Origin of the sequence: Pelagibacterium sp., from assembly GCF_965249125.1 — a bacterium.
Classification (GTDB): domain Bacteria; phylum Pseudomonadota; class Alphaproteobacteria; order Rhizobiales; family Devosiaceae; genus Pelagibacterium.
Genome location: NZ_OZ252217.1, coordinates 1,951,129 through 1,965,123, shown reverse-complemented (window position 1 = coordinate 1,965,123; position 13,995 = coordinate 1,951,129). Strand labels below are relative to the sequence as shown.

Here is a 13,995-nt window from a genome sequence, read left to right as displayed (position 1 = left end):
CGATGCGGCGCGCAAAATGAACCACCCCGGATGCGAGGGACATCCGGAGTGGCTGCAAAAGGCCTGAGGGCATGGGACCGCAACTGGCCTTTTGACCGGGATTGCGCGGAGTGGGACGCTTTGGGGACCGCGCAGAACCCGTTTTTTCTCGGCGGCCCGGCCGGGTTGGTCGGGTGCCTGCCGCTTGTCCTAACAACGCCAAAGCGCGCGCTGAGTTGCAAAAGGGGTTGCATTATTTGCGCCCATCGGGATTGTCGCGTTTCAGGTCGCTCTCCCCCATTGCCTGAAACCCCGATTCCCATTAAAGGCTCGCCATGCACAACGACGCGCCCACCGACACCATCCTCATTGTCGATTTCGGTTCTCAGGTCACCCAGCTTATCGCTCGCCGGGTCCGCGAAACCGGGGTCTATTGCGAAATCCATCCCTTCAGCACGGCGGCTGACAAGCTCGATGCGCTTAAGCCCAAAGGCATCATCCTTTCGGGCGGCCCGGCCAGCGTGATCGAAGACGGCTCACCCCAGGTCGACGCAAAGCTGCTCGATTATGGCGTGCCGGTGCTCGGCATCTGCTATGGTCAGCAGGCCATGTGCGTCGCACTCGGTGGGGTTGTGGAGCCGGGCTACGTCCGCGAGTTCGGACGCGCCGAAGTGCGGATCGAAAAGGATTGCACCCTTTATGATGGCGTCTGGGAGCTTGATCATTCCTATCAGGTGTGGATGAGCCACGGCGACAAGGTCTCCGAAATCCCCGAGGGCTTTGAAGTCGTCGGCACGTCGCCGGGCGCGCCCTTCGCCATGATCGCCAACGAAGAGCGCAAATTCTACGGAGTCCAGTTCCACCCCGAGGTTTATCACACGCCCGACGGCGCCAAGCTCTACGCCAATTTCGTTCATCAGATCTGCGGCTGCGACGCCAATTGGACGATGGCCGCCTATCGCGATCAGGCTGTTGCCGCCATCCGCGAGCAGGTGGGCGACAAGAAGGTCATCTGCGGTCTTTCCGGCGGTGTGGACTCCTCGGTGGCCGCCATCCTTATCCACGAGGCGATCGGCGACCAGCTGACCTGCATCTTCGTCGACCATGGACTATTGCGCAAAAACGAGGCCGACGAAGTGGTCTCGATGTTCAGGCATCAGTATAATATCCCGCTCGTACACGTTGATGCATCGAAAGAATTCATCGGCGAACTCGAGGGCGTTGTCGAACCGGAGTCCAAGCGCAAGATCATCGGGCGTTTGTTCATCGAGACCTTCGAAAAGGAAGCCCACAAGATTGGCGGCGTCGAGTTCCTCGCGCAGGGCACGCTCTATCCCGACGTCATCGAGTCCGTGTCATTTACCGGCGGCCCCTCGGTCACCATCAAGAGCCATCACAATGTCGGCGGGCTGCCTGAGCGCATGAACATGAAGCTCGTCGAACCCTTGCGTGAACTCTTCAAGGACGAAGTGCGCAAGCTGGGCCGCGAATTGGGTCTGCCCGAACATTTCGTTGGCCGCCATCCGTTCCCCGGACCCGGTCTCGCCATCCGCCTGCCCGGCGGGGTGACGCGCGAAAAGCTCGATATCCTGCGCCAGGCCGACGCAATCTATCTCGATGAAATCCGCAAGGCCGGGCTTTACGATACCATCTGGCAGGCTTTCGCGGTGTTGCTTCCCGTCCAGACGGTGGGCGTTATGGGCGACGGCCGCACCTATGAAAGCGTCTGCGCCCTGCGCGCCGTGACCTCGGTCGACGGCATGACAGCCGATTTTTATCCCTTCGACATGAGCTTCCTCGGTCGCGCCGCCACCCGGATCATCAATGAGGTCAAGGGCATCAACCGCGTGGTGTACGACGTCACCTCCAAGCCGCCGGGAACCATCGAGTGGGAATGAGCCCATTCTCAACACCTGTGCTCTGATAAGACTTCAGGATCGATCGTCGGGATGAGTTCGGGGCGGGCCTCAGCACTGCCCGCTATGCCGGTCCCGTATGGAGCGGCGATAATCGGACGGGCTCATGCCGGCGAGTTTGCGGAAGCTTGAATTGAAGGCCGAAAGCGACCCGAAGCCCGAATCCATGGCCACCTGCAGCACATTAACGTCGCCGCGCAACAGCAGTGCCTGTGCATAGGAGAGGCGCAGCAGGCTCACATATTCGTTGAGCGTCATACCGGTCGATTTCTTGAACACGCTCATTGCGTATTTGGGATGGATATCGACCGAGGACGCGATTGCGCTCGAGTCGATATCGTGCCGGAAATTCTCGGCGATATAAAAGCAGATCTCTCCGATGTTCTGGAAGCTCTGACGGTCGGGCGCTTCCGATGGCGCCGTGTCGGTCGTTGCCGCATCGAGCAGCTTGTAGCTGTCGAACTGGATGCGCTCGATCCGCAAAAGCAGTTCGTCTATGGCGTGGTTGACCTTCACAGGGTCGTCCGAGCGCAGATAGTCCGACCAGCGCGCAAAGGACCTGCCGTCGCCCTGGTCATGCTCGCCAGCCAGTAATGTCGCCCCGCGCATCAGCCTTTGCTGGATATCGACCGGGAGCCGAAGCCTGAAAAAGTGCACGAGCGGCAAATGGATGGCGATAAACATCGCGTCTTCGCTCGTATCGAGCACCTGATGGGGCAGGCCGCCCCAGAACAGGCAAAGATCGCCCGCTTCCAGATGCACGCAATGCCCCTGCATCTGGTAGTCGACGGTTCCGGAAAAGACGTAGTTGATCTCGACCTGCGCATGCCAATGCGCCGTCGGCATGATGCCCGGCTGCTCGTGGCTGATCACGAGCTGGTTGGGCACGCCCTCGACAGTGCTTTTGAGCGGGTTCCAGTAGCGTTTCTGGCCGATCTTACTTTCCAACGACTCCCTCTTCCCTTTTCGTGAGACGCCGGTTTTGAACCATATAGTGTAAAACCAGCCCGCGGATCGGGCAACACAAATGGGAGGAATATCAATGCGTCTAACCACAGGATGCGCATCGCTTGCGCTTGTCCTCGGCATGACGGGCGGCGCTCTTGCCCAGTCCGGCGAGATCACCGTCTGGAGCTGGGACGTTGCTGCCTCGTCGCTGCAATCGACAATCGAGGGCTTCAATGCGCAATATCCCGATGTGACCGTCACCGTCGAAGATCTTGGCAACCAGCAGGTCTTCGACCGCACACTGGCCGGCTGCGCCGCTGGCGGATCGGGCCTGCCCGATGTCATCTCGATTGAAAACGGGGAAGCGGAGATCTTCTGGAACCAGTTCCCCGACTGCTTCGCCAATCTGCGCGACCTGGGCTACACCGAGGAAGTGGCTGCCGGTTTCCCCGACTTTAAGCGCACCGAACTCGAAGTCGGCGATGTCGCCTATGCCATGCCCTGGGACTCCGGCCCGGTCGCCATGTTCTACCGCCGGGATTTCTATGAAAACGCCGGCGTCGACCCTGCATCGATCACCACATGGGCCGACTTTATCGAAGCCGGACAGGCCGTCGCCGAAGCCAATCCTGGCGTCGTGATGGGCCAGGCCGATTTCAACGGCGATACCGAATGGTTCCGCATGCTCGCCAACGAACAGGGCTGCGGCTTCTTCACCGGCGACGGCGCCTCTATCGCCGTCAACCAGCCCGGTTGTGTTGCCGCTCTCGAAGCGGTCAAGGACATGGCCGATGCCGGCATTCTGGTTGCCGGCAACTGGGATGAACGCATTCAGGCCATTCGCGCCGAAACCGTCGCCAGCCAGCTCTTCGGTGGCTGGTACGAAGGCACCATCCGCTCCAACGCACCCGAACAGGAAGGTCTTTGGGGCGTTTACGAAATGCCCTCGGTGACCGAAGACGGCCCACGTGCCGCCAACCTTGGCGGTTCGGCTCTCGCCATCACCAATACCTCCGACAACAAGGAGGCCGCCTGGGCCTATGTCAACTATACCCTCGGGACAAACGAGGGCCAGGTGACCATGCTGCGCGAATATGGGCTCGTTCCCTCGCTGCTTTCAGCGCTCGACGATCCGTACGTCGAGCAAGGCCAGCCCTTCTGGGGCGATCAGGCCATCTGGGTGGATATTCTGGGCACGCTCGATCGCGTCGTTCCCAGCCGCGGCACGCCCTTCTTCGGCGATGCCCAGGCCATCTTTCAGGCCGCCCAGACCCAGTACCTCAATGGCGGGTTCGACAGCGCACAGGCAGCGCTCGACGATGCCGCCAGCCAGATCGCACTGGTCACCGGCTTGCCGATCGCCGAATAAGATCGGGTAGGGAAGAATTGGGCGCGCGGACCTTGGGCCCGCGCGTCAACCAAAAGACCGAGGAGGACGAAAGCCATGCGCGCAACGACGCGAACGGCATATGGGTTTCTGGCGCCCTATCTGTTGATCTTTGCCGCCTTCTGGGTGTGGCCGATCATCTATTCGTTCTACCTTTCCTTCCTTGCCACGCGCGTTCAGCCCTGGACCTTCAACCCCACCTTCAATTGGGGCCGGCTGATTATCGATCCGGCCTTCTTCAACGCGTTCAAGAACACAATGATTATCCTGGTCATCCAGGTACCAGTGATGATCGCATTGGCGACGCTGCTCGCCGTCCTGCTCAATTCCCAACTGCTCAGGGCGCGCGGCATCATGCGCTTTGCCTTTTTCGCGCCGGTCGTTGTCGGCGAGGTGGCCTACGCAGCCGTATTCCGTCTGATGTTCCAGGCCGATTTCGGCGTCATCAACAAATTGCTCGGCCTTATAGGCGTTGCCCCGGTCTCGTGGAGTTCCAACCCCACAGCCGCCATGGCGCTCATCATCATGGCCGTCACCTGGCGCTGGGTGGGCTACAACGCCATCATCATCCTTTCGGGCCTGCAATCGATCCCCGAGGACGTCTATGAGGCTGCAACGCTCGACAAGGTCTCAAAGACAAAGCAATTCTTTTTCATCACCTTGCCGCTGCTGCGCCCCATCATTCTGGTTTGCGTGGTTCTTTCGGTGATCGGCACCATGCAGCTGTTTGCCGAACCCTTCCTCATCACCAATCGCGGCGGCCCCGGCGGCGCCACCGAGACGCTCGGCCTGTTCCTTTATCGCCAGGGCTTTACCGTCCTCAATTTCGGCTATGCCTCGGCGGTCGCCTATACCATCGCGGCGATTGCGGTGGTCATCTCGGCCCTCAATTTCTGGCTGGGGAGGGACCCCAAATGAGATCGAAGTCGCAAACAACTCTGCTGCGTACCGTGGGGCTGCATGCCGTTCTCGTGCCACTGGCGCTTGTCTGGCTGTTTCCCATCTGGATGATGGTGGTGTTTTCGACCCAACCCGAAAACGCGATCTTTTCGGCCAATCTCACCCTGTTGCCCGCCGACCGGTTCGCCGAGAACTTCGCTCTTTTGCAAGCCGATACCGGTTTCTTGCGCACGGTGTTCGTCTCGATTGTCGTGGCGCTGGTCTATACAATTCTCTCGGTCATGCTGACCTCGATGGCCGGCTGGGCGCTGGCGCGCTATAATTTTACCGGCAAGGGTCTGGTCCTCGCCATAATCCTGGGCACGCTGACGCTGCCCTATTTCGTTGTCGTCATCCCCCAGTTCATCATGGTGGCCCGCGATTTCGGGCTCGGTAACACCTGGTTCGCGCTGATCGTCCCGCCGCTGTTCAATTCCCTCGGCGTGCTTTTCATGCGCCAATCGTTCTCCATGATGCCGTCCGAACTTTTCGATGCCGCCCGCGTCGAGGGCGTCAAGGAATGGCAGATTTTCCTGCGCGTCGCCCTGCCCATGGCCCGTCCCACCGTCGCGGCGCTCTGCATCATCCTGTTCCTTGCGAGCTGGAACAATTATCTCTGGCCGCTGCTCATCAACAACCGCCCCGACATGATGACCGCTCCGGTGGCATTGGGATCGCTGATTGGTCTGACCCGCGTCTCCTGGGGCGGCATCATGACCGGTGCCGTCGTTTTGACCATCCCCATGCTCGTCGTCTTCGTCGTGCTTCAACGCCATTTCGTGGCCGGCATCGCCGCCGGCGCCATTAAGTAGGGAGCGCTTCCAGAAAAAGTGGACGCCACTTTTTCGGTTCGGAAGCGCGACAACTAAAGAGGGAGTGCTTCCAGAAAAAGTGGACACCACTTTTTCGGTTCGGAAGCGCGACAACTAAAGAGGGAGTGCTTCCAGAAAAAGTGGACACCACTTTTTCGGTTCGGAAGCGCGACAACTAAAGAGGGACAAGCCGTGGCTGGTGTGACACTCAATTCCGTCAAGAAGCGCTTCGGCGCCGTCGAAGTCATTCACGGCGTCGACTTGACTGTCGATGATGGCGAGTTCGTCGTCTTCGTCGGCCCCTCGGGCTGCGGAAAATCGACGCTCCTGCGCATGATCGCGGGCCTCGAGGACATTTCCGATGGCGAGGTCTCAATCGGCGGCACCGTTGTCAACGATGTCGAGCCCGCCGATCGCGGCATCGCCATGGTGTTCCAGTCCTACGCCCTCTACCCGCATATGACTGTCGAGCAGAACCTCTCCTTCGGCCTGCGCATGAATGGGCGCCCCAGGGACGATATCGCCCGCCACGTTTCCAACGCCGCCACGATCCTCCAGATCGAACCGTTACTTGCCCGCCGCCCCAAGCAGCTTTCGGGCGGCCAGCGCCAGCGTGTCGCCATCGGGCGCGCCATTGTGCGCGAGCCCGAAGTCTTCCTGTTCGATGAACCGCTCTCCAATCTCGACGCCGAGCTGCGCGTCCAGATGCGGGTGGAAATCGCCCGCCTGCACAAGGAACTGGGCACGACAATGGTCTACGTCACCCACGACCAGACCGAGGCCATGACCCTGGCCGACAAGATCGTGGTCCTGCGCGACGGCCGCGTCGAACAGGTCGGTGCTCCCCTCGATCTCTATGACGATCCCGCAAACCGGTTCGTCGCCGGCTTCGTCGGCTCCCCGCGCATGAATTTTTTGGCCGCCAAGGTGGTCGAAGCGGCGCCCGGCAGCGTCATCATCGAAACCGAAAAGCACGGCGCGCCACGGCTGACCCTGCCCACCACGCAACACCTCGCGACCGGCGATGCCGTTACCCTTGGCATCCGTCCCGAGCATTTCGGCACCAGCGAAGGGGAGGGCACCCGGCTGACCGTTGAGGTCGATGTCGCCGAACATCTTGGCGCAACCAGTTTTGTCTATGCCAATATGAAAACCGGCGAGCAGCTGATCATAGAGCGCGAGCAATCGCGAGCTGAAATGGGCCAGAAGGAACTGACAATCACCATCCCCTCAGCCAGGGCGTATCTCTTTGATAGCCACGGCGACCGCATCCGCTAACACCCAAGACCGCTTACTTCAGAAAGAGACACATCCATGTCGCAACAGCAAAAAGTCCGCTGGGGCATTCTCGGTCCGGGATCCATCGCCCGCGCCTTTGCAGGTGGCCTCGCCCACAGCCAGTCGGGCGAACTGGTGGCCCTGGGCGCGCGCAATCCCGATAAGCCCGATTATGCCGAACATTTCCCCGGTGCCCGTGTGCTCAACGGCTACGACGCGCTGCTCGCCGACCCTCAAATCGATGCCGTTTATATCGCAACCCCGCATCCCCAGCACGCCCAATGGGCCATCAAGGCCGCCGAAGCGAAAAAGCACGTGCTGTGCGAAAAGCCCATGGGCCTTACCGCGTTTGAAGCGGACGCCATGTTCCATGCGGCGCGCAAGGCGAAGACCTTCATGGGCGAAGCCTTCATGTATCGCGTCCATCCCATGACCCAAAAGCTGATCGACCTGATCGCCGCCGGAGAGATCGGCGATGTGCGCGCCATCAAGTCCAGCTTTGGCTTTGCCATGCCGCGCTTCGACCCCGAGCATCGCCTCTATGCCAACGGCCTGGCCGGCGGCGGCATCCTCGATGTCGGTTGCTACCCGGTTTCCATGGCCCGCCTTATCGCCGGCGTTGCGAACGGCAAGCCGTTTCTCGAACCCGAAACAGTCTCCGGTGTCGCCCATCTGGGCCAGTCCGGGGTCGATGAATGGGCCGCCGCGGTGCTCAAATTCCCCGGCGGCATCCTTGCCGAAGTCTCCTGCTCGGTCTCGCTCGCCCAGGACAACGTCCTGCGCATACTGGGCACCACCGGTCGCATCGAAATCCGCGATTTCTGGTTCGCCACCGGGCATAAGGGCGGCACGGCAATCATCGACATCATCCGCCCCGACGGCAAGCACGAGCCCGTTGAAGTGGCCGAAGCCGGTTGGCTCTATTCGTTCGAAGCCGAAGCGGCCAGCCTGGCCATCCTCGCCGGAAAGTCAGAATTTGACGCCCCCGGCATGAGTTGGGACTACACTCTGGGCAATCTGCGCGTCCTCGACAAATGGCGCCAGACCGCCGGTCTCGAATATGAGATCGAAAAGCCCGCGCTGCGCACAAGAACCCTTAAAGGGGAAGCTCTGGAAAAGCGCAGCGACCGGATTGGCCGTATCTCCATTCCCGGGCTTCAAAAGCCCATCTCCCGGCTTGCCCTCGGCTTTGAGGATTTCCGCTCCTTTTCCAGTGCCGCGATCCTTCTCGATGCCTATTATGAAAAGGGCGGCAACGCCTTCGATACCGCCTTCATTTACGGCAACGGCATCACCGAAACCCTTTTCGGCGATTGGCAAGCCTCGCGAGGCGTCCGCGACGACGTCGTGGTGATCGGCAAGGGTGCCCACTCACCGCTGACCTATCCCGACGTGATCGCCAAACAGCTCGACGTCAGCCTCAACAAGCTCAAAACCGACCACCTCGACGTCTATTTCATGCACCGCGACAACATCGACATTCCCGTCGATGAATTTGTCGACGCCATGGACGCGGAAGTCCGGCGCGGCCGCATCCGGGGACCGTTTGGTGGCTCCAACTGGACGCGTGAGCGCTTCGATGAGGCGGTCGCCTACGCCAACCGCACCGGCAAGACGGCGCCCAGCGCTCTATCGAACAACTTCTCGCTGGCCGAAATGCAAAAGCCCCTCTGGCCGGGCTGCGTCGCGTCCTCGGATGACGACTGGCGCAAATGGCTTTCGGACCGTCAGGTGACCAACTTCGCCTGGTCCAGCCAGGGCAGGGGCTTTTTCACCGACCGCGCCGGGCGCGAAAAGACCGAAAATGCCGAACTGGTCGAGACCTGGTACACCGACGTCAATTTCGCCCGCCGCGACCGCGCCGTCGAACTGGCGGGCAAGCTGGGCAAGAAGCCCATCCATGTCGCGCTGGCCTACTGCCTCTATCAGCCATTCCCCCTGATCCCTCTCATCGGCCCGCGCACCCTCGCCGAACTCGATGACAGCCTGGAGGCGCTTGAAATCACTCTGACGCCGGACGATGTCGCCTGGCTGCGCGATGGAAAGAGTTGAGAATGGCGAACCCAAAAATCGCCTTCATCGGCGCCGGCTCGACTGTGTTCATGAAAAACATCATCGGCGACATCCTGCAGCGCAAGCCGCTGGCCGGTGCCCATATCGCCCTCATGGATATCGATCCTCAACGCCTTGCCGATAGCGAACTGGTGGCGGGAAAGCTGGTCAAAACGCTCGGCGCTTCAGCGACCGTCACTACCCACACCGACCGGCGGGCTGCATTGGACGGGGCCGATTTCGTCATCGTCGCTTTCCAGATCGGCGGCTATGAGCCGTCCACCGTGATCGATTTCGAGGTGCCCAAACGCTTCGGCCTGCGCCAGACCATTGCCGATACGCTGGGGATCGGCGGCATCATGCGCGGCCTGCGCACGGTCCCCCATCTCTGGGCGGTCTGCGCCGATATGGAGCAGCTTTGCCCCAACGCCATCTTGCTCCAATACGTCAATCCGATGGCCATCAACACCTGGGCCATCACTGAAAAATACCCCGCCATCCGCCAGGTCGGCCTCTGCCATTCGGTACAGGGTACGGCCGCCGAACTGGCGCGCGACCTCGAAATTCCGGTCGACACCCTGCGCTACAAGGCTGCCGGTATCAATCATATGGCGTTCTATCTGACCTTCGAACAGCGCCAGCCCGACGGCAGCCACAAGAACCTCTATCCCGACCTTCTCTCCGGCTATCGTGCCGGCATAATCCCCAAGCCCAGCGACTGGAACCCGCGCTGCCCCAACAAGGTGCGTTACGAAATGATGACCCGGCTGGGCTATTTCGTCACCGAAAGCTCCGAGCACTTCGCCGAATACGTGCCCTGGTTCATCAAGTCCGGCCGCGACGACTTGATCGAAAAATACGGCATTCCGCTCGATGAATACCCAAAGCGCTGCATCGAACAGGTCGAGGACTGGACCGAGCAGGCCGAGCGCTACCGTACAGCCGAAACCATCGAGATCGAAGAAAGCCACGAATACGCCTCCGCGATCGTCAATTCCGTCTGGACGGGCGAGCCCGCGGTAATCTACGGCAACATCCGCAACAATGGCGCCATCACCTCGCTGCCCGATGCCTGCGCCGTCGAAGTTCCGTGTCTCGTTGATGCCAACGGCATCCAGCCCACCCATATCGGCGAACTCCCGCCGCAACTGACGGCGCTCATGCGCACAAACATCAACGTGCAGGAACTCACGGTCAAAGCGCTCACCACCGAAAACCGCGAGCACATCTATCACGCCGCCATGCTCGACCCCCACACCGGCGCCGAACTCGATCTCGACCAGATCTGGTCGCTGGTCGACGATCTGATCGCCGCCCATGGCGATATGCTTCCGGCATGGGCGCGCCGATGAGTGCTTGTTAAAACAATGGCACATTTACCGGTGTATGAGAGCCTCAGGCCCTGATTTGAAATCCTGGAGGCGCGGGTGAGCGACCCGGTATTCGACATCTTCATCGTCGGCGGCGGCATCAATGGCTGCGGCATCGCGCGCGATGCGGCGGGGCGGGGCTATTCGGTCTGCCTTGCCGAAATGAACGATCTGGCCTCGGGCACCTCATCGGCCTCCACAAAACTGATCCACGGCGGCCTGCGCTATCTCGAGCATTACGAGTTCCGGCTGGTGCGCGAGTCCCTTGTGGAACGCGAAGTGCTGTGGGCGATGGCCCCGCACATCATCTGGCCGCTCCGTTTCGTCCTGCCCCACCACAAGGGCTTGCGCCCCGCATGGCTCCTGCGGTTGGGCCTGTTTCTCTACGACCACATCGGGGGCCGCAAGCGCCTGCCGGCCACCAAAGTGCGCGACCTGAGCCAAGACTCCCTCGGCGCCGTGCTCAAGCCGGGGCAGGGGCGGGCATTCGAATATTCGGACTGCTGGGTCGATGACGCCCGTCTCGTCGTATTGACCGCCCGCGACGCCGCCGACCGGGGAGCAGAAATCCACACCCGCACTCGGCTCACCTCGGCACACCGGACGGGCGGCCACTGGGAAATCACCATCCAGAACGATGCAGGTCACTCTCGGACGGTAAAGGCCCGCATGCTGGTCAACGCCGCGGGTCCCTGGGTCGCCGACGTCCTGTCCGGACTGATCGGCGGCAATGAAAGCCATGAGGTTCGCCTGGTCAAAGGCAGCCACATCGTGGTGCGCAGGCTCTATGACGATCCGCGCTGCTTTTTCTTCCAGAACGCCGACGGCCGCATCTTCTTTGCCATCCCCTATCAGGGCGATTTTACCCTGATCGGCACCACCGATCAGGATTTTGGCGGCGATCCGGCGTCGGTCGAAATCTCTCCAGCCGAAACAGACTATCTTCTTGCGGCAGCCAACCAGTATTTCCGCGCACCCATCGGTCGAGACGATATCGTCTGGGCCTATTCGGGCGTACGCCCGCTCTATAACGATGGCGCGTCCAAGGCCCAGGAGGCCACCCGCGATTATGTCCTCAAGCATACCGGGGGTGGCAACATCCCGGCGCTGCTCAACGTCTTCGGCGGCAAACTGACCACCTACCGCCGCCTCGCCGAATCCGCTCTCGGCCACATCGAATCCGCGCTCGGGCGCCGTGGCGGGCGATGGACGGCGCACGCATCCCTGCCGGGCGGGGATTTTCCCGTCGATGGCTTTCAAGCCGAAGTCGAGCACTTGCGGGCTCGCTATCCGTTCCTGTCCCCCGAAAATGCCCGCAGGCTCACCCGTGCCTACGGCACGCTCGCCCACGCCATCCTTGCAGATGCTGGCGCCGCCCAGGACCTTGGCCCCGATTTCGGTTGCGGCCTGACCGGCGCCGAAGTGCGCTATCTTGTCGAACGCGAATGGGCCCGCAGCGCCGACGATATCCTCTGGCGCCGCTCAAAGCTCGGCCTGCACGCCAACCTCATCGATCGCTTCGCGCTTGATCAGTTCGTCCGGGAGGCGCTTGCGCCCTCTGACGGCTAGAGCGTGTCCAGATAAAGTGGATACCACTTTATCGGTTCGGACACGCGACAAAACAAAGGTTTAGAGACAAGGATTTGATTCAATCAAATCCTGAACGGCTCTAGATCAACCCACCTCGTGCTGGGCTTATCGAAAGCCGGCCGCTCGCACCGCGCCCGCGTTTGAAATCGCCGGACTGGCTCGTGGCGTCCTTTCGCTCCGCATCGGTCATCGGCGCAAGCCCGAGATCTGCGCGCGCGCCTTCCGCGACTGGTTGCTGGCCGAGGCCGCGAGCCTGCAGAACCAAAATATTTGACTTTGGTCTGCCTGAATGAGAACATAACAAGAACATTTAGCGAGGCCACAATAATGGATGCGCCGCTTTTGTTTCCACAACTTCCGCTGGCGGCGCGTCCGCCATTCTATTTCGCCCTGCGCCCCGACGCCGTGATGGCAGCCAGAATCCGCGCGCTGGCCCGCAATTTCCAAAGGCGCGAACAGATTGGGGGCCAGCTCTATCCCGCCGATCGCCTCCACGTCTCGCTCTGCCCGATCGGGTTGGACGGCCTCAGGCGCGGCGATATGACAGCCGCCATGCGTGCAGCCACCGAAATCGCGGTCGAGAGTTTCCCGCTCCGGTTCGATACCGCGGCATCGGTTCGGGGCAGGGGCGGCCATTGCCTGATCCTGCGATCGTCTGCTCAATCCCACCGATTTCTGCAACTGGTCGATGGGCTTCGGCACAATTTGGCTCGGGCCGGATTGTCGGTTCCCGGCGGCGCGGGCGACCCGCATCTGACGATGATCCGTCAAACGGCCGAGACGCCCGAAGGCCGTCTTGCGACTCCCATCGAATGGCTGGCGGGCGAGTTCGTTCTCGCCCGTCTGGGCGGCTCCGCCGGCGACGATCTGGGGCGCTGGCCGCTGAATTGCCGATAATATTGTATCGATCGATTTTAGCACGCGCCAACAGCCCCTAAATTGAGGTTAGACGCGCACTAATTGCGGCTCTGTTCTTCCTGCCACTGGACGTACCAGTCGTCGGCAAGGGCCACCCTGCGGCGGCCATAACGCGTATCGGCCAGCTCCGCCCCGACAATCCGCTCGGTGCGAAAGTGCCGAAACGCTTCGCGCAATGTGCACCATGCCGCAATAATCTGCTTGTTCTCGTAAAAGGCGATTTGCACCGGCCAGATTTCGCGTGCCGACGCATTGCCTTTTTCGTCCTCATAGTCGATGCGCAGCGCTCGCTCGGCGCGCATCGCCTTGCGCACCAGCGCCAGCAGGGGCAGGGGGTCGCCAACCGCCCGGACCCGAACCGGCCACAGCCCGGTATCGGAAATCCGGTCGCGCAGATCTTCCGGGCTCGCCGTGGCGATCTTGCCCAGCGCGTTTCGCGCCGCAGCCGATAGCTCCACGTCCGGCTGGGCCTCCACCCAGCGCGCCCCGAGCACCAGCGCTTCGAGTTCGTCCGCCGAAAACATCAAAGGAGGCAAAAAGAAGCCGGACCGCAGCATATAGCCGATCCCGGCCTCGCCCTCGATGGGCGCACCCAGCCCGATCAGCGTCTGGATGTCGCGATAGAGCGTGCGCACCGACACCCCCTGGTCTTCGGCCAGTTGCGCGGCCGTCACCGGCAGCCGGTGCCGCCGCAGGGCATCCATGATGGCAAAGAGGCGTTCGGTCTTGTCCATGTGTGAAACTGCCCGCGAATCCGGTCCCTTGCGACGTTGCATTATAGGCACGGCACCACTATTGTCCGGCAA

General features: G+C 61.4%; 11 protein-coding genes. 9 read left to right on the top strand and 2 right to left on the bottom strand.

All coding sequences use genetic code 11. The features are described from left to right. Positions 1-314 precede the first annotated feature (314 nt). Positions 315-1,877, top strand: coding sequence for a glutamine-hydrolyzing GMP synthase (guaA, locus tag ACP148_RS09670; RefSeq protein WP_421950698.1), 1,563 nt, complete (start codon positions 315-317; stop codon positions 1,875-1,877). 69 nt (positions 1,878-1,946) lie between these two features. Here the strand turns inward: guaA and ACP148_RS09665 are convergent, their stop codons facing one another. After that, positions 1,947-2,843, bottom strand: a complete 897-nt coding sequence (locus ACP148_RS09665) for a helix-turn-helix domain-containing protein (RefSeq protein WP_421950697.1) — start codon at positions 2,841-2,843, stop codon at positions 1,947-1,949. A 94-nt stretch (positions 2,844-2,937) separates the two neighbouring features. Between ACP148_RS09665 and ACP148_RS09660 the strand changes: the two genes are divergently transcribed. The 8 genes from ACP148_RS09660 (at position 2,938) to ACP148_RS09625 (ending at position 13,168) form a co-directional block, all read left to right on the top strand. Continuing rightward, positions 2,938-4,212, top strand: a complete 1,275-nt coding sequence (locus tag ACP148_RS09660; protein WP_425033449.1) for an extracellular solute-binding protein — start codon at positions 2,938-2,940, stop codon at positions 4,210-4,212. Positions 4,213-4,287: 75 nt separating this feature from the next. After that, complete coding sequence (locus ACP148_RS09655) at positions 4,288-5,148, top strand: carbohydrate ABC transporter permease (RefSeq protein WP_421950695.1); 861 nt, start codon at positions 4,288-4,290, stop codon at positions 5,146-5,148. Next, complete coding sequence (locus tag ACP148_RS09650; protein WP_421950694.1) at positions 5,145-5,981, top strand: carbohydrate ABC transporter permease; 837 nt, start codon at positions 5,145-5,147, stop codon at positions 5,979-5,981. The genes ACP148_RS09655 and ACP148_RS09650 overlap by 4 nt, the downstream gene beginning before the upstream one ends. Positions 5,982-6,173: 192 nt before the next feature. Beyond that, positions 6,174-7,259, top strand: coding sequence for an ABC transporter ATP-binding protein (locus ACP148_RS09645; protein WP_421950693.1), 1,086 nt, complete (start codon positions 6,174-6,176; stop codon positions 7,257-7,259). Between the two features lie 36 nt (positions 7,260-7,295). Next, complete coding sequence (locus ACP148_RS09640; RefSeq protein ID WP_421950692.1) at positions 7,296-9,311, top strand: aldo/keto reductase; 2,016 nt, start codon at positions 7,296-7,298, stop codon at positions 9,309-9,311. A 2-nt stretch (positions 9,312-9,313) separates the two neighbouring features. Further along, a complete protein-coding gene (locus ACP148_RS09635) occupies positions 9,314-10,663 on the top strand; it encodes an alpha-glucosidase/alpha-galactosidase (protein ID WP_421950691.1) in 1,350 nt (449 codons plus the stop codon). Positions 10,664-10,738: 75 nt separating this feature from the next. After that, positions 10,739-12,250: a glycerol-3-phosphate dehydrogenase gene (glpD, locus tag ACP148_RS09630; protein ID WP_421950690.1), complete on the top strand. Its 1,512-nt coding sequence runs from the start codon at positions 10,739-10,741 to the stop codon at positions 12,248-12,250. 348 nt (positions 12,251-12,598) lie between these two features. Then, on the top strand, positions 12,599-13,168 hold the full coding sequence (locus tag ACP148_RS09625) for a 2'-5' RNA ligase family protein (protein ID WP_421950689.1): 570 nt from the start codon (positions 12,599-12,601) through the stop codon (positions 13,166-13,168). A 59-nt stretch (positions 13,169-13,227) separates the two neighbouring features. On the opposite strand, the gene ACP148_RS09620 is transcribed toward ACP148_RS09625, so the two are convergent. Further along, positions 13,228-13,923 carry a helix-turn-helix transcriptional regulator gene (locus ACP148_RS09620; RefSeq protein ID WP_421950688.1) on the bottom strand — a complete coding sequence of 232 codons (696 nt, stop codon included), beginning with the start codon at positions 13,921-13,923 and terminating at the stop codon, positions 13,228-13,230. Positions 13,924-13,995: the final 72 nt, after the last annotated feature.

Bases quoted from the DNA above. Each gene is read 5' to 3' on its own strand.
- guaA (WP_421950698.1), top strand. From the start codon at position 315: ATGCACAACGACGCGCCCACCGACACCATCCTCATTGTCGATTTCGGT.
- ACP148_RS09620 (WP_421950688.1), bottom strand. From the start codon at position 13,923: ATGGACAAGACCGAACGCCTCTTTGCCATCATGGATGCCCTGCGGCGG.
- ACP148_RS09640 (WP_421950692.1), top strand. From the start codon at position 7,296: ATGTCGCAACAGCAAAAAGTCCGCTGGGGCATTCTCGGTCCGGGATCC.
- ACP148_RS09650 (WP_421950694.1), top strand. From the start codon at position 5,145: ATGAGATCGAAGTCGCAAACAACTCTGCTGCGTACCGTGGGGCTGCAT.
- ACP148_RS09625 (WP_421950689.1), top strand. From the start codon at position 12,599: ATGGATGCGCCGCTTTTGTTTCCACAACTTCCGCTGGCGGCGCGTCCG.
- ACP148_RS09635 (WP_421950691.1), top strand. From the start codon at position 9,314: ATGGCGAACCCAAAAATCGCCTTCATCGGCGCCGGCTCGACTGTGTTC.
- ACP148_RS09655 (WP_421950695.1), top strand. From the start codon at position 4,288: ATGCGCGCAACGACGCGAACGGCATATGGGTTTCTGGCGCCCTATCTG.
- ACP148_RS09660 (WP_425033449.1), top strand. From the start codon at position 2,938: ATGCGTCTAACCACAGGATGCGCATCGCTTGCGCTTGTCCTCGGCATG.